18 protein-coding genes are annotated in these 14954 nt (G+C 64.8%); 15 read left to right on the top strand and 3 right to left on the bottom strand.

Annotated features, from left to right (window positions below; genetic code table 11):
• The first annotated feature begins 42 nt into the window (after window positions 1–42).
• From Q4G20_RS04690 to truA, 5 genes are all read left to right on the top strand, one after another.
• On the top strand, window positions 43–288 hold the full coding sequence (locus Q4G20_RS04690) for a DUF4170 domain-containing protein (protein WP_303342211.1): 246 nt from the start codon (window positions 43–45) through the stop codon (window positions 286–288).
• The gene (locus Q4G20_RS04685) at window positions 288–1448 is read left to right on the top strand and encodes a 3-deoxy-D-manno-octulosonic acid transferase (RefSeq protein WP_303342210.1); all 1161 of its coding nucleotides are present in this window, start codon (window positions 288–290) and stop codon (window positions 1446–1448) included. The genes Q4G20_RS04690 and Q4G20_RS04685 overlap by 1 nt, the downstream gene beginning before the upstream one ends.
• Window positions 1445–2434, top strand: coding sequence for a tetraacyldisaccharide 4'-kinase (lpxK, locus tag Q4G20_RS04680; RefSeq protein WP_303342209.1), 990 nt, complete (start codon window positions 1445–1447; stop codon window positions 2432–2434). The genes Q4G20_RS04685 and lpxK overlap by 4 nt, the downstream gene beginning before the upstream one ends.
• Window positions 2435–2572: 138 nt before the next feature.
• Window positions 2573–3565: a 5-bromo-4-chloroindolyl phosphate hydrolysis family protein gene (locus Q4G20_RS04675; RefSeq protein ID WP_303342208.1), complete on the top strand. Its 993-nt coding sequence runs from the start codon at window positions 2573–2575 to the stop codon at window positions 3563–3565.
• Window positions 3562–4338, top strand: coding sequence for a tRNA pseudouridine(38-40) synthase TruA (gene truA / locus Q4G20_RS04670; RefSeq protein WP_303342207.1), 777 nt, complete (start codon window positions 3562–3564; stop codon window positions 4336–4338). Before Q4G20_RS04675 ends, truA begins: the two co-directional genes overlap by 4 nt.
• Here truA and Q4G20_RS04665 read toward each other — a convergent pair.
• Together Q4G20_RS04665 and Q4G20_RS04660 are read right to left on the bottom strand one after the other, a co-directional pair.
• On the bottom strand, window positions 4314–5249 hold the full coding sequence (locus tag Q4G20_RS04665; RefSeq protein ID WP_303342206.1) for an NAD-dependent epimerase/dehydratase family protein: 936 nt from the start codon (window positions 5247–5249) through the stop codon (window positions 4314–4316). The two genes, truA and Q4G20_RS04665, sit on opposite strands and share 25 nt — an antisense overlap.
• Entirely contained in the window at window positions 5246–5899 is a 654-nt protein-coding gene (locus Q4G20_RS04660) for a sugar transferase (protein WP_303342205.1), read from the bottom strand. The genes Q4G20_RS04665 and Q4G20_RS04660 overlap by 4 nt, the downstream gene beginning before the upstream one ends.
• Window positions 5900–6130: 231 nt before the next feature.
• Here Q4G20_RS04660 and Q4G20_RS04655 point away from each other — a divergent pair, with 231 nt between their 5' ends.
• From Q4G20_RS04655 to Q4G20_RS04610, 10 genes are all read left to right on the top strand, one after another.
• A complete protein-coding gene (locus tag Q4G20_RS04655) occupies window positions 6131–6586 on the top strand; it encodes a universal stress protein (RefSeq protein WP_303342204.1) in 456 nt (151 codons plus the stop codon).
• A gap of 49 nt (window positions 6587–6635) precedes the next feature.
• Window positions 6636–7196 (top strand): NifU family protein, encoded by a 561-nt coding sequence (locus Q4G20_RS04650; protein WP_303342203.1) that lies wholly within the window; start codon window positions 6636–6638, stop codon window positions 7194–7196.
• Window positions 7189–7812: a tRNA (adenosine(37)-N6)-threonylcarbamoyltransferase complex dimerization subunit type 1 TsaB gene (tsaB, locus tag Q4G20_RS04645; protein WP_303342202.1), complete on the top strand. Its 624-nt coding sequence runs from the start codon at window positions 7189–7191 to the stop codon at window positions 7810–7812. Before Q4G20_RS04650 ends, tsaB begins: the two co-directional genes overlap by 8 nt.
• On the top strand, window positions 7809–8228 hold the full coding sequence (gene rimI / locus Q4G20_RS04640; RefSeq protein WP_303342201.1) for a ribosomal protein S18-alanine N-acetyltransferase: 420 nt from the start codon (window positions 7809–7811) through the stop codon (window positions 8226–8228). The genes tsaB and rimI overlap by 4 nt, the downstream gene beginning before the upstream one ends.
• 80 nt (window positions 8229–8308) lie before the next feature.
• Entirely contained in the window at window positions 8309–9298 is a 990-nt protein-coding gene (locus tag Q4G20_RS04635) for a BMP family protein (protein ID WP_303342200.1), read from the top strand.
• A gap of 17 nt (window positions 9299–9315) precedes the next feature.
• Window positions 9316–10896: an ABC transporter ATP-binding protein gene (locus Q4G20_RS04630; protein WP_303342199.1), complete on the top strand. Its 1581-nt coding sequence runs from the start codon at window positions 9316–9318 to the stop codon at window positions 10894–10896.
• Complete coding sequence (locus tag Q4G20_RS04625) at window positions 10896–11414, top strand: hypothetical protein (RefSeq protein WP_303342198.1); 519 nt, start codon at window positions 10896–10898, stop codon at window positions 11412–11414. Before Q4G20_RS04630 ends, Q4G20_RS04625 begins: the two co-directional genes overlap by 1 nt.
• Window positions 11414–12511, top strand: a complete 1098-nt coding sequence (locus Q4G20_RS04620) for an ABC transporter permease (protein WP_303342197.1) — start codon at window positions 11414–11416, stop codon at window positions 12509–12511. The genes Q4G20_RS04625 and Q4G20_RS04620 overlap by 1 nt, the downstream gene beginning before the upstream one ends.
• On the top strand, window positions 12508–13536 hold the full coding sequence (locus Q4G20_RS04615) for an ABC transporter permease (protein WP_303342196.1): 1029 nt from the start codon (window positions 12508–12510) through the stop codon (window positions 13534–13536). Before Q4G20_RS04620 ends, Q4G20_RS04615 begins: the two co-directional genes overlap by 4 nt.
• The gene (locus tag Q4G20_RS04610) at window positions 13520–14323 is read left to right on the top strand and encodes a purine-nucleoside phosphorylase (RefSeq protein WP_303342195.1); all 804 of its coding nucleotides are present in this window, start codon (window positions 13520–13522) and stop codon (window positions 14321–14323) included. The genes Q4G20_RS04615 and Q4G20_RS04610 overlap by 17 nt, the downstream gene beginning before the upstream one ends.
• Window positions 14324–14409: 86 nt before the next feature.
• Here Q4G20_RS04610 and Q4G20_RS04605 read toward each other — a convergent pair whose 3' ends face one another.
• Window positions 14410–14952 carry a L,D-transpeptidase gene (locus Q4G20_RS04605; protein WP_303342194.1) on the bottom strand — a complete coding sequence of 181 codons (543 nt, stop codon included), beginning with the start codon at window positions 14950–14952 and terminating at the stop codon, window positions 14410–14412.
• Window positions 14953–14954: the final 2 nt, after the last annotated feature.

Below are 14954 nucleotides of genomic sequence, written 5' to 3'. Positions count from 1 at the left end.
CGGCGCTAGGGTCCGGCGCAACTCAACAGGGAAAGGTGGCACATGACCCAACGGCTGCATCTGGTGTTCGGCGGCGAACTGATCGACCCGCAAGGCACGCAATTCCGCGACACTGACCAAATTCATATGGTCGGCATTTTCCCCAACTATGCCACGGCCCACGCCGCCTGGAAGGCCGAGGCGCAGCGCACCGTTGACAGCGCGCATACCCGTTATTTCATCGCGCATCTGCACCGCCTGCGCGACGAAGAACGCGAAGCCAGCCCGACCGGCGAACTGGGCGGCTGATGCCGGCGGGCCTTGGCCCTTTGGGGCTGTGGCTGCATCTGACGGGGGGCGCGGCGGGTGCATTGCCGCCGGTGCCGCCCGGTGATGGTCCGGCTTTGATCATCGCGACGGCGCCCGATGGTGCGGCGGCGGAACCGCATATTCGACGGCAAGTGCTGCGGCTGCGGCCGGATTTGCGGATTGTGGCGTTAACCTCGGACGCGGCCGATCGGGACAGCGTGGGCATGGCGCGGCTGATCGCAACCGCGCGGCCTGCGGCGGCGCTGCTGATCGGGTCGGGGCAGCCTGCGGCGTTGATCTCGGCCTGCACGACGGCGCACATCCCTGTCATCATGGCGGAATCGCGACTGGATGCGGCGCAGGGCTGGGGCTTACGGGCGCAGATGCGGCGGCATGTGCTGCGGCAGGTGGCGCATGTGATGCTGCCTGATGCGGCCAGCCACGCCGCCGCGCTGCGCATGGGGGTGCGGGCTGACGCGTTAACCATGACCGGCCCGATTGCCGAAATCCGCGAACCCCTGCGCTGCGCCGAAGCGGAACGCGTTCTGATGGCCGAACAGATGGATGGCCGTCATGCGTGGTTTGCCGCGGCCCTGCCCCCGTCCGAAGAACCGGCGGTTCTGGCCGCGCATCAGGCGGCGCTGCGCCTGTCGCATCGGGCCTTGTTGATCATCGCGCCGACGGATGGGGCGCGGATGGACGATTTGGCCGCGCGTGTGACCGAACAGGGGCTGACCGTCGCCCGCCGCGACCATGACGAAGAACCCGAAGACGACGTGCAAGTTTACCTGACCGACGGCCTGACCGAGATGGGCCTGTGGTATCGGCTGGCCCCCGTCACATTTATGGGCGGCACGCTGTCGGGACCGCTGGACCAGACGCGCCACCCGTTTGAACCTGCGGCGCTTGGCTCGGCCATTATCCACGGCCCGTTTACCGAAATCCACGCGGCGGAGTGGCAGCAACTGGACGGCGCCCATGCCGCGCGGCGCGTCCGCAATGGCGATGAACTGGCAACGGCGGTTGCGGAATTGACGCAGGCGGAATTGATCGCCACGCTGGCCAGCAACGCCTGGACCGTCAGCACCGGCGGCGCGGATGTCGTGCTGCGCATCGCGGAGCGGGTCGTTGCGACCATCAACAACAGGACCAACCGATGAAACGCGCCCCCGGTTTTTGGTATATCACCCCGCCCACGCTGCGGGCGCGGCTGCTGCAACCGCTGGGCGCGATCTATGCGCGGGCGACGGCGCGGCGGCTGGCGACTGGCGCACGCGCGCGGGTCGGGGTGCCGGTGATCTGCGTCGGCAACCTGAATGCGGGCGGCACCGGCAAAACGCCCACGGTGATTTATCTGCAACAGCTGATGGCCGCACGCGGAATTGCGGCGCATGTGGTGTCGCGCGGCTATGGCGGGACGGAACGCGGCCCTCTGCGGGTCGATGAACGCGCGCACACCGCCGAACAGACCGGGGATGAACCGCTGTTGATGGCGGCGTTTGGGCCGGTTTGGGTCGCCGATGACCGGGTTCAGGGGGCGCGCGCGGCGGCTCAGGCCGGGGCGCAGGCGATTATTCTGGATGACGGGTTTCAGGATCCGGCGCTGCATCACGATCTGTCGCTGATCGTGGTGGACGCGGCCAAAGGGTTCGGGAACGGGCTGTGCCTGCCCGCCGGACCTCTGCGTGAACCCGTGGCGGCAGGGTTGCCGCGGGCGGATGTGCTGCTGTCCATCGGGCCGGATGCGGCGCAATCGCGGTTCCGCGCGCCCGCAGGTCCGCCGCATATTCGGGGCGAACTGGCCCCGCTGCAAACCGGGATTGACTGGCAGGGGCATCGGGTGCTGGCCTTTGCCGGGATTGGCCACCCGGAAAAGTTTTTCGCAACCCTGCGCAACCTTGGCGCCGACATCATCCGCGCCGAAGCGTTAGAGGATCACCAGCCCTTTACCCCCGCGCTGCTGACCCGTCTGGAAACGGAATCGCGGCTGCATCGCGCGCAACTGGTGACCACCGAAAAGGACGCCGCCCGCCTGCCCCGCGCGTTCCGGCCCAAGGTGCTGGCCCTGCCGGTGCGGCTGACGATCCCCGATCCCGCGCCGCTGGCCCGCGCATTGGAACGGCTGTTTTCAAACAACAGCGTTTGAAATCGGCGCAGATATACCGATATAAACCCGTGAAACCGGCCTAAGGGGGCGATGATGTCTGTAAATGCACGGCAACGGCTTAGCTTTTATCTGCTGATCGCGCTGACGGTCTATGTGTCCTTTGTGGGGTAACGGATCATGTCGCAACGCTGGGGTGGCCGCTTTTCGCCCGATAACCTGTTGAAAAACAACCTGCCCAATGCGCAGCCGCGCCCGCCCGCGCCGGTGCAGCACCCCCATATCGGACGCCCGAAATGGGTGACGATTGCCGCCACGCCGCTGTTGATTGGGGCGTTTTTTCAGGGCGCGGCGGGGATGGTCAGCGATCTGGCGGCGTTTGGGCTGATTGCGTCGGGCATGTGGATGACCCGCGAAGGGCTGGTCGCGCAGGCCGCCTATGACGCGCGCCGCGCCGCCCGCCGTCCGGCGATTCCGCGCAAGCTGTTTGGTGGGGTGCTGGCGGGTCTGGGCTTGGGTCTGGGCATCGCGGATCCCGGCGCGATGACCGATGCCGCGCTGGTCGGCGGCGCGGGGCTGGCGCTGCATCTGCTGGCCTTTGGGATCGACCCGATGCGCGACAAAGGCGCCAGCGGCGTGGACACGTTCCAACAGGACCGCGCCAACCGCATGATCGACGAAGGCGACGCTTACCTGTCCCAAATGACCGATGCGATCAAGCGCGCGGGCGACCGGCGGCTGGAACATCGCGTCGGCATGTTCGCGGCGACGGTGCAGCACCTGTTTGACCGGGTGCGCGACAATCCGGCAGGGCTGTCATCGGCGCGGCGCTATATGGGCGTTTATCTGATGGGCGCGCGCGATGCGACGGTGCGCTTTGCGGATCTCTATGCGCAGACGCGCGACGCCGGCACGCGCGCGGCCTACGAATCGTTTCTGGACGATCTTGAACGGGACTTTATCGCCCGCGCGGATCGGCTGCTGGACGGGGACCGCAGCGCCTTGGACATCGAAATGTCGGTGCTGCGCGAACGGCTGGCGCGCGAAGGGCTGACGCAGGCCGCCACATCCGTGGACCCCGCCGACCGTCCGGCATTGGAACGGCAGGAAGCTCAGACCTTGGACGAATTGCTGTCCATGCCCATTCCCGAACCGGCGCGCCGCGACGAATGACGCGCTACGCCTTGCAGATCGAATATGACGGCGCGCCTTTTGCCGGATGGCAGGCGCAGGCCGATCAGCCATCGGTTCAGGGCGCGATCGAAGCCGCCCTCGCGCGGCTGGACCCCGGTTTTGCGGCAGGCGCGCGAATTGCCGCCGCCGGGCGCACCGATGCGGGCGTTCATGCGACGGGTCAGGTCGCCCATGCGGATATGGCGCGCGACTGGGATCCCTTTCGTCTGGCCGAGGCGCTGAACTGGCACCTGAAGCCCGCCCCCGTCGCGGTGCTGGTCGCGGCGCGGGTGGATGATGATTTTCACGCCCGCTTCAGCGCGACGGAACGGCGGTATCTGTTCCGGCTGATCCAACGGCGCGCGCCGGTGACCCATGATCGCGGGCTGGTCTGGCAGGTGACAAACCCGCTGGACATCGACGCCATGCGGGCGGGGGCGGCGCATCTGATGGGGCATCACGATTTTACCACATTTCGGTCGTCGATCTGTCAGGCGCGCAGCCCGTTGAAATCGCTTGATGAAATCACCATCACCGAACACGCCATCCCGCAGGGGTGCGAATATCGGTTCACCCTGCGCGCGCGGTCGTTTCTGCACAATCAGGTGCGGTCCATCGTCGGCACCTTGGAACGGGTGGGCGCGGGGTCATGGCATCCCGACCGCGTGGCCGAAGCACTGGCCGCGCGCGAACGCGCCGCCTGCGGCCCGGTCTGCCCGCCGCAGGGGCTGTATCTGACCGGAGTTGGCTATCCCGTCGATCCATTCAGGTGACGCCACAAATCCGCGATGCCGTCGTCCAGCGGGATATGCGCGGCAAAGCCCAATCCCGCTTGCGCCGCCCGGTCGCAGCCGCGCGAATGGCGGATATCGCCCGCCCGTGCGTCCTGAAAATCCAGCGGCGTGGCCCCGGCCCCAGCGGCCGCGTCAATCACGGCGGCCAGTTCCAGCAGGCTGGTGGGACGCCCACCGCAGAGGTTGAACACCTGCGCCCCCTGCCCCACCACATCCGCCGCCCGCAGAATCCCCGCGACAATATCGCGCACATGGATGAAATCGCGCGTCTGGCCTCCGTCCCCGAACAGGGTATGCGGCCGCCCGGCGCGGCGATTGTCGCAAAACCGCGAAATCACCCCGGCATAGGACGAATCGGGCGACTGCCCCGGACCATAGACGTTGAAAAACCGCAAGCCCACGGATGGCACGCCATGCACCGCCGCCATAGCCCGCGCCTGATGTTCGCAGCCCAGCTTATCCGCACCATAGGGCGAGATCGGCGCGGGAACATCACCTTCGGCACAAACCGCATCGCCCCGGTCGCCATAGACTGCCGCGCTTGAGGCATAGATCACCGGCACATTCCCCGCCCTCTGCGCTGCCTGAAATACGGTGATGGTGCCGCCCAGATTGATGCTGTGGCCGGTGGTCCAGTCCTGAATGCAGTGCTGCACCGACACGCAGGCCGCCAGATGGATGATCCGATCCGCACCCGCCACCAGCCGCTGCATCAGGCCCGCGTCTCGAATATCGCCGCGCACCAGATGCGCCGGTTGCGGCACATTATCCGCGCGCCCCGTTGACAGGTCATCGACCACCACGACCTGATCGCCACGCGCCAGCAGGGCCGCCACCAGATGCCCGCCGATAAAGCCCGCGCCCCCCGTGACCAAAAACCGCGCTGTCATGATACCCCCCGGCGCAGGGCCACAGGCCGGCGCAGGCGTTCATCTTTGTAAACGACGATGCGCAAGGTGTTATAGATGATCCACAAATCCAGCCGCATCGACCATTCCCGTTGATAAATCAGGTCGATTTTCAACTTGGTGGGCAGGCAGCGGCGGTAATAGGCGGCCTCGGTCGCCTGAGGCGTCAGGCAGCGGGCCAGAATGCGGTCTTCGTGGCGGTGATAAATCAGCGTGGCCAGCCCCGTCGCGCCGGGTCGGCTTTTCAGCACCTGCGCATAGACATTGGGAAACCGTTCCACATATTCCGGCAGCGGCGGGCGGGGTCCGACAAAGCTCATATCTCCGCGCAGGATGTTGAAAAGCTGTGGCAATTCGTCAATGCGGCTGCGGCGCAGCAGATGGCCCAGCGGCGTGACGCGCCACAATTTGTCCCCGCCCGTCGCGCCGCGGTCACCATCGGCGGCGATCATCGTGCGGAATTTCAGCTGTCGGAACCGGCGCGTCGGGCTGTGCATCCGTTGCCCGCGATACAGCAGCGGGCGCCCTTGGACGACCAGCAAGACAACGGCCACAACCGCCATCACCACCGACAGCGGCACCAGCAGCACCGCCGCCAGAACCACGTCAAAAATGCGCTTAGAGACCGGCATCTGCGCCAAACCATGCGGCAAGAGACAGGCCGGACCGGGTCGATTGCGCAGGCTGTGATTGGATCACGTTCGGCATGGTCAACTGTCAGGCGCCCGTCAAAATAGTGTCAGAGTTTAGGCGCTAGCACATTCACGCAGACTTGAAAACACGAACTTCGCGCGCGGGCGGCGGCTTGCGTCCGGGGGGTATCTGCGCCACTCTGGCCCGGAAACAACGGAAAGATGCAGGTTATGCGCAAGTTTCTGGTGCTGATGGACGACAGCAAAGAATGTCTGAACGCCATCCGATACGCGGCGATGCGGGTGTCGAAATCGGGCGGCGGCGTCGTCGTTCTGGCCGTCATCCCGACCAAGGATATTCAACACGGTTTCGGCGTGGCCGATCTGATGCGCGCCGAGGCCCGCGAACGTATTGAATCGCATTACGAAGTGTATGCCAAATGGATGCGCAACCGTCCCGGCGTGGATGCGCAACTGGTCATCCGCGAAGGCGACCCCGCCGAAGAATTGCTGGCGCAGGTGAATGACGACCCCGAAATCGGCATCGTCGCGTTAGGGCTGAATGTCGAAAAGGGCGGGCCGAACCCGGTGTTCAACCGCCTGCTGCGCGATCCGGGGCAATTGTCGGTGCCGATCACGCTGGTTCCGGGCGATCTGTCGAAAGACCGGCTTGAGGTGATTACTTGACCCCGCGCGTCCCCGTCTCCATATCCCCAGTAAACACAAAGGGCCGCGCATGTTTATTCAGACCGAAACCACCCCGAACCCCGCCACGCTGAAATTCCTGCCCGGTGAAACCGTGCTGGGCGGCGGCACGGCGGACTTTACCACTGTGGACGACGCGGCAAGTTCGCCGCTGGCGCGGCGCATTTTCGCGGTGCCGGGCGTGACGGGCGTGTTTCTGGGCCGTGACTTTGTGACGGTGACGAAAGCGGATGACACGCCGTGGGATCATCTGAAACCGTCGGTTCTGGGCGCGATTATGGAACATTTCCAATCGGGTGCGCCGGTGATGGATGGCGCGGCCCCCGAAACGGCGGGCCATGCCGACCACAGCGGCCCCGACGCCGAAATCGTCGAACAGATCAAGGAATTGCTGGACACCCGCGTTCGCCCCGCCGTGGCGCAGGATGGTGGCGACATCACGTTCCACGGCTTTGACCGCGGGATCGTCTATCTGCATATGCAGGGCGCTTGCGCGGGCTGCCCGTCCTCGACCCTGACCCTGAAAATGGGGATTGAAAACCTGCTGCGCCACTACATCCCCGAGGTGATCGAGGTGCGCCCCATTGCCTGACCTGACGCTGGGTTTTGACACATCGGCCGCGCATTGCGCGGTCGCTTTGCTGTCAGACGGGCGGATCGTGGCATCGGCGCATCAGGACATGACCAAGGGTCAGGCCGAGACGCTGTTTCCGATGATGGAACAGGTGCTGGCGGATGCGGGGCGGGCTTGGGCCGATCTGGACGTGATCGGCGTGGGCGTGGGTCCGGGAAACTTTACCGGCATCCGCGTGTCGGTCGCGGCGGCGCGCGGGCTGGCGCTGTCTCTGGGCATCCCTGCCGTGGGGGTGTCATCGCTGGACGCGCTGCGCCACGGCACCGCTGCGCAGGTGGCCAGTCTGGATGCGCGGCAGGGGCGGCTTTATGTGCAGGTCGGGGATGACGCGCCGGTGTTGTGCGACATGGACAGCCTGCCCCCCCTGCCCCAAGGCGCGGGCTGCGTGGGCGATCACGCGGATCAGATCGCGGCGCGCTGTGGCGGGCATGTGGTCGCGCCCGCCATGCCCCTGACGCACGCCATTGCCGACATCGCGGCAACGCGCCCCGACGCCCCGCGCCCCGCGCCGCTGTATCTGCGCGCGGCGGATGCGGCCCCCGCCCGCGATGCGCCGCCCGTGATCCTGCCATGACGCCGGACGATCTGGCGGCGCTGCACGCGCGTTGCTTTACTATCCCGCGCCCGTGGTCGGCGGCGGAAATCACCGATGTTCTGACCATGCCGGGGGCGTTTTTGCTGACCCACAGGGCGGGGTTTCTGATTGGCCGCGTCATCGCGAATGAGGCCGAATTGCTGACCGTCGCCGTATCCCCCGATGCGCGGCGTCAGGGCGTGGGCCGCGACCTGCTGCGCCGGTTCACCCACGCCGCCCGCGAAAAAGGCGCCGCATGCGCGTTTCTTGAGGTGGCCCATGACAACGCCGCCGCCCGCGCGCTGTATCACGGCGCGGGTTGGGAACAGGTCGGTCGGCGCAAACGGTATTACGCTGGGCATATTGATGCGGTTATCATGCGTGTGACGCTGGGTTCGGATACGAAATGCGGTTGACGCTGTGGGGCCAATGCGGCCAAATCATTGCCATTATGCGGGCGGCCTGAATCGCCCGCCAAACAGGATGAGGTGTCATAATGTCCCTGATGAAAACCCTGCTGGCGGGTTCCGCCATGGCCGCGCTGTCGGCAACCGCAGCCGTCGCGAATCCCGCCGTGATCTATGATCTGGGCGGCAAATTCGACAAATCGTTCAACGAGGCAGGCCATGCCGGCGCGCAGCGTTGGGCAACCGAAACCGGCGGCACCTTCCGCGAACTGGAAATGCAGTCCGAAGCGCAGCGCGAACAGGCCCTGCGTCGTCTGGCCGAAAGCGGGTCGAACCCCATCGTCATGATCGGCTTTGCCTTTGGCGACGTGCTGAACACCGTGGCCCCGGATTACCCCGACACGAAATTCGCGATCATCGACATGGTGGTGGATCAGCCGAATGTCAGCTCGATCGTGTTTTCCGAAGAACAGGGCAGCTATCTGGCGGGCGTGATGGCCGGTGTCGCGTCGAAAACCGGCACGGTCGGGTTTATCGGCGGCATGGATATTCCGCTGATCCACAAATTCGAATGCGGTTTCTCGCAAGGGTTCAAGGCGACCCAACCCGAAGGCAAGGTCGTGATCAACTATACCGGCACCACCCCCGCGGCGTGGAATGACCCGGTGCGCGGCGGCGAACTGACCCGCGCGCAAATCGCGGCGGGCGCGGATGTGATCTATGCCGCAGCGGGCGGCACCGGCATCGGCGTGCTGCAAACCGCCGCGGACGAAGGCATCCTGTCCATCGGCGTGGACAGCAACCAAAACCACCTGCATCCGGGTAAGGTTCTGACGTCCATGGTCAAGCGCGTGGATAACGCGGTCGTGGACGCCTTTACCGCTGGCACCGATCTGGTGCCGGGCGTGCAGGTGATGGATCTGGCCTCGCACGGGGTGGACGTCGCGATTGACGACGACAACGCCCCGCTGGTCAGCGCCGAAATGCAGGCCGCCGTGGACGAAGCGCGCGAAAAAATCGTGTCGGGCGAAATTCAGGTCCACGACTATATGACCGACAACACCTGCCCGACCTCGTAATGGTGGCTGGGCGTGACATGGGGGGGCGGTCCGACGCGACCGCCCCCGCAGCGATCGAGTTGCGCGGCATCTCGAAATCGTTTGGCCCGGTGCAGGCCAATAAAAACATTAACTTGCGCGTGCCTCGCGGCACGATCCACGGGATTATCGGCGAAAACGGCGCGGGGAAATCCACGCTGATGTCGATTCTGTATGGGTTTTATAAACCCGACAGCGGCGAAATCCGCGTCAACGACCAGCCCATCAGCATCACCGACAGCCAGACCGCCATTCGCGCGGGCATCGGCATGGTGTTTCAGCATTTCAAGCTGGTGCAGAACTTTACCGTTCTGGAAAACATCATTCTGGGCGCCGAAGATGGCGCGCTGCTGCGTCCTTCGCTGTCCAAGGCGCGCGGCGTGTTGCGCAAGCTGGCCGATGAATATCAACTGAACGTCGATCCCGATGCCGTGGTCGAAGACCTGTCCGTTGGCCATCAACAGCGCGTCGAAATCCTTAAGGCGCTGTATCGTCAGGCGGATATTTTGATTCTGGACGAACCCACCGGCGTTCTGACCCCGGCCGAGGCCGACCACCTGTTCCGTATTCTGGAAGGTCTGCGGGCCGAGGGCAAAACCATCATCCTCATCACGCATAAACTGCGCGAAATCATGGAGATCACCGACAATGTCAGCGTCATGCGGCGCGGCGAAATGGTGGCATCCGTGAAAACATCCGACACCAGCCCCGAAGAACTGGCCGAATTGATGGTCGGGCGCAAAGTGCTGCTGAACGTGGCCAAGGCCCCCGCCCAACCCGGCGCGCCGGTGTTGCAGGTGCGCGACCTGACCATGACCGACGCCACCGGTGTTGAACGTCTGCGCGGCATCAGTTTCGACATCCGCGCGGGCGAAGTGTTGGGCATCGCCGGCGTCAGCGGCAATGGTCAAACGCAATTGCTGGAAATTCTGGGCGGTTATCCCGAAACCGGCTGCCGTCTGGGCGGCTCGGTCCGGGTGAATGACGCCGACCTGCCCCTGTCCGGTCGCGGCTGCGACGCCGCCACCCGCCGCGCCCAAGGCATCGGCCACATCCCCGAAGATCGTCAGGTCGAAGGTCTGATTATGGACTTTGCCGCGTGGGAAAACGTGGCCTTTGGCTATCACCACGCGCCGGAATTTAACCGTGGCCCGTTGATGGATCGTGACGCCATCCGTCGCGATGCGATCGGCAAGATCGAACGCTTTGACGTGCGCCCGCCGCATTGCGATCTGGCCGCGCGCAATTTTTCCGGCGGCAACCAGCAAAAGATCGTCGTGGCCCGCGAAATTGAACGCAATCCCGACCTGTTGCTGATCGGCCAGCCGACGCGCGGCGTGGATATTGGCGCGATCGAATTTATCCACAAACGCATCATCGAACTGCGCGACGCGGGCAAAGCGGTGCTGCTGGTCAGCGTCGAACTGGACGAAATCCTGTCGCTGTCCGACCGCATCGCGGTGATGTTTGACGGCCGCATCATGGGCGAACGCCTGCCCGGCGCGACCACCACCGGCGAACTGGGCCTGTTGATGGCAGGCGTGACCGGCGCTGCGCAATCAACGGATGAGGCCGTCTGATGTGCGCGACACCCGCAGATTTTCGCGCCGCATCCGCAGCCTTGGCCCTGACTTTGGCGGGGACTGGCACGTCCAGCTTAGCGACCGAAACGGCATGGCCGGGCGACGGCCTGTCGCTGATGTTTGCGGCCATGGCGCGAGACGGCCAAGGTTGGATGGTCCCACCCGACGATTTGAACCACTATCTGGACAATCCGGCCGGTCTTGACTGCGTATCCGCGCCGGAGGGTCGGGCCTGCACCGAACAGACCCCTGCCCGGATCGTGGGGATCATCGCGCTGCGCGACAATTCCCGCTGTGTTTCGGTCTGGTCAGCCAAAGGCACCCCGCCAAGCCATATCGAAGCCGAGTTTCTGCGCATCTTCGCAGGCGCAGGCACTGATCATCCCGATGACGCCACCCTTGCCTGGACCGATGATATTGCGTCACATATCCCGCTGATGGCCGATGCCAGCGCGCTTTTGTCCCTGTGTCAGCGGTTCGACCGCGACATGGCCGCAACCGGAAAGAACCACTGATGGATAAGATGCCGAAATGGGCGGATGTGATTCTGACGCCGCTGATTTCCCTGATCCTTGCGATGTTGATTTCCGCCTTGGTCATTATGGCCATCGGCGAAAGCCCGTATCACGCGATGAAGACCATGGTTCAGGGCGCGCTTGGGTCCAGCTATGGCTGGGGATTCACGCTGTATTATGCGACGAATTTCATCTTTACCGGGCTGGCGGTGATGGTCGCTTATCATGCGTCGCTGTTCAATATCGGCGGCGAAGGTCAGGCGGCCATGGGCGGCCTTGGCGTGGCCTTGGTGCTGCTGTATCTGCCGCTGCCGCATTGGGGGCTGGCGCTGCCCGCCGCGATGATCGGCGCGGCGCTGTTTGGCGCGGCATGGGCGCTGATCCCGGCGGTGTTGCAGGCCAAACGCGGCAGCCATATTGTGATCACAACGATCATGTTCAACTTTATCGCCGCCGCGACGCTGAACTATGTTCTGGTCAACCTGCTGCGCCCGGTGGGCAGCATGGACCCGGCCTCGGCCCGGTTTCCGGTGGAAACCAACCTGCCGAAGCTGTGGCAGATCGCGGATGGTTTCGGCATCGCATGGGGCCGCAACACGCCGGTCAATCTGACCTTTTTCGTCGCGCTGCTGGCGTGTTTTCTGGTCTGGCTGCTGATCTGGCGGTCCCGTCTGGGCTATGAAATCCGTGCCTTTGGCAAATCCGAACCCGGCGCGGTCTATGCCGGCATCAGCCCGGTGCGCATCACCGTGGTCGCGATGCTGATTTCCGGCGGTCTGGCGGGGATGATGGCCATTAACAATGTGATGGGCGAGGCGGGCCGTCTGGTCCTGAACGCGGCCGAAGGCGCGGGCTTTATCGGCATCGCCGTTGCGCTGATGGGGCGCAACCATCCGTTCGGCATCCTGCTGGCGGCGCTGCTGTTCGGCTTTCTGTATCAGGGCGGCGGAGAACTGGCGCTGACGACCAAAATCCCGCGCGAATTGATCGTTGTTATTCAGGCGCTTGTCATTCTGTTCACCGGCGCCTTGGACAATATGGTGCGGATGCCTCTGGAACGGCTGTTCATGGCGATGCGCCGGGGGAACCGCGCATGACCCGGTTCCTGAAAGACGGCCTGATCGCCCTTATCGTTCTGCTGATCTGCGCGGCGTGGCTGTTGGCCGACCCGCGCGGCGCGGTGCCGGGCATCAACAGCGCGCTGCGCCTGATGACGCCGCTGCTGCTGGCCTGTCTGGCGGGGCTGTATTCCGAACGCGCCGGAGTCTTCGACATCGGGCTGGAAGGCAAAATGCTGATGGCGGCCTTTACCGCCGCTGCCGTCGCCGCCGTGACGGGCAGCCCGTGGCTGGGCCTGATGGCGGGCATAGGCGGATCGCTGGCGCTGTCGCTGATTCACGGGCTGGCCTCGATCACGTTCCGGGGCAACCAGCTGATTTCCGGCGTGGCGATCAATTTGCTGGCGTCGGGGCTGACGGTGCTGGTAGGGCAAAACCTGTTCCGTCAGGGCGGGCGCACGCCGTCGCTGACCGATGGCCGGTTTCAGCCGATCCATTTCCCCTTTGTCGATACGCTGTCGGGCGTGCCGGTGATTGGCCCGGTTTACGGGCTGATGTCCGGGCATACGGTGCTGGTTTATGTCGCGCTCTTGGCGGTGCCGCTGACCTGGTGGGTGCTGTTCCGCACGCGGTTCGGCCTGCGCCTGCGCGCGGTCGGTGAAAACCCGGCATCCGTTGATACGGCGGGCGTGTCGGTGATGCGGCTGCGTTACAGCGCGGTCGCCATCTGCGGCATTCTGTGCGGCATCGCCGGGGCCTATATGGCGACGGGCCTGTCGGCGGGCTTTGTCAAGGATATGACGGCGGGCCGCGGCTTTATCGCGCTCGCCGCGCTGATCTTTGCGAAATGGCGCCCGTGGCAGGCGCTGTTTGCGACGATGCTGTTCGGGCTGCTGGAATCGGTCGCGAATGTGTATCCGAACCTTGATCTGGGCATCGTCACAGTGCCGTCGATGTTTATGAACGCCCTGCCCTATATCCTGACGGTCGTGATCCTTGCCGGATTTGTTGGCCGCGCAATCCCGCCACGCGCGGGCGGAGAACCCTATGTCAAAGAACGCTGATCTGATCCGCCTGATCCAAGACCGCGCCGGGACCGACGCCCCCGAATACGGCCTGATTTTGGGGTCGGGTCTGGGCCATCTGTCGGCGCAGGTCGACGGGGTGGCGATCCCCTATGACGACCTGCCGGGCTTTCCCCATGCGGGCGTGTCGGGCCATGTGCCGCAGCTGGTCATCGGCGAATTGCAGGGGCGGCGCGTCGCGGTGTTCGGCGGCCGGTCGCATTATTACGAAAGCGGGCGCGCCGATATTATGCGCACGCCGTTGCAGGTGCTGCGGGACTTGGGCTGTGACCGGCTGATCCTGACCAATGCCGCCGGATCGCTGCGCGACGATATTCAACCGGGCGGGCTGATGCTGCTGAACGACCACATCGCCTTTGCCGGAACCAACCCGCTGATCGGCGAACAGAATGAGGCGCGCTTTGTCCCCATGACCGACGCCCACGACGCCCAGATGCGCGCGGCCCTGACAGCGGCGGCAGAGGCCGAAAACGTCGATCTGCCGCAAGGGGTCTATTGCTGGTTCAGCGGCCCCAGCTTCGAAACCCCTGCGGAAATCCGCGCCGCCCGCGTCTTGGGCGCGGATGCGGTCGGCATGTCCACGGTGCCGGAAATCATCCTGTCCCGCTTCCTCGGCCTGCGCTGCGCCGCGATTTCGGTGATCACGAATATGGGCGCGGGGCTGAGCGACGAATCCATCAGCCACGACCACACCAAGGCCATGGCCCCGCTGGGCGCTGCGAAACTGGAACGCGTCTTGCGCCGCTTCCTGGCCGAGACAAAATAAACGGGGCGGCAAAACGCCGCCCTGCTTTATCTTCTGTGTCCAAATATCCCCGCCGGAGGCATCCGCACCCGCCACCGGCGACCACATCAGAAAACGTAAACCGGCGTTCCCAGCGGCACCTGATCGAACAGCGAAATCACCGCTTCATTCCGCATCCGCAGACAGCCATTCGACACGGCGCGCCCGATGGAATTGGGTTCCGTCGTGCCGTGAATACGGATCGCGGTGTCTTGGCCGCGTTCGTTATACAGATACAGCGCGCGCGCGCCCAGCGGGTTGCGCGGGCCACCGGGCATCCCGTCTTTGTAACGCTCATAAGCGGCGGGGTTGCGGGCGATCATCTCATTCGTGGGGCGCCAGCTGGGCCATTCGACCTTGCGCCCGATGGTGGCTTTGCCTTTCCAGACCAGTTCATCGCGGCCCACGGCCACGCCGTAACGGATGGCGCGACCCGGCGCGATCACATGATACAGAAAGAAATCTTTGCTGACGACCACGATGCTGCCCACCTCGAAATCGCCGCGAATGGCAACCTCGGTCGGGGCGTAACGGTCGGCCTGCTGCGCCCACCCGGTCACGGGCAGCGCCAGCAGAGGCAGGGTCATGGCAATCATCTGGCGGCGGTTCATCG

Source organism: Paracoccus sp. (in: a-proteobacteria) (assembly GCF_030538495.1).
Taxonomy (GTDB): domain Bacteria; phylum Pseudomonadota; class Alphaproteobacteria; order Rhodobacterales; family Rhodobacteraceae; genus Paracoccus.
The sequence above is the reverse complement of the archived record's forward strand: the minus strand, read 5'-3'. Positions and strand labels throughout refer to the sequence as shown.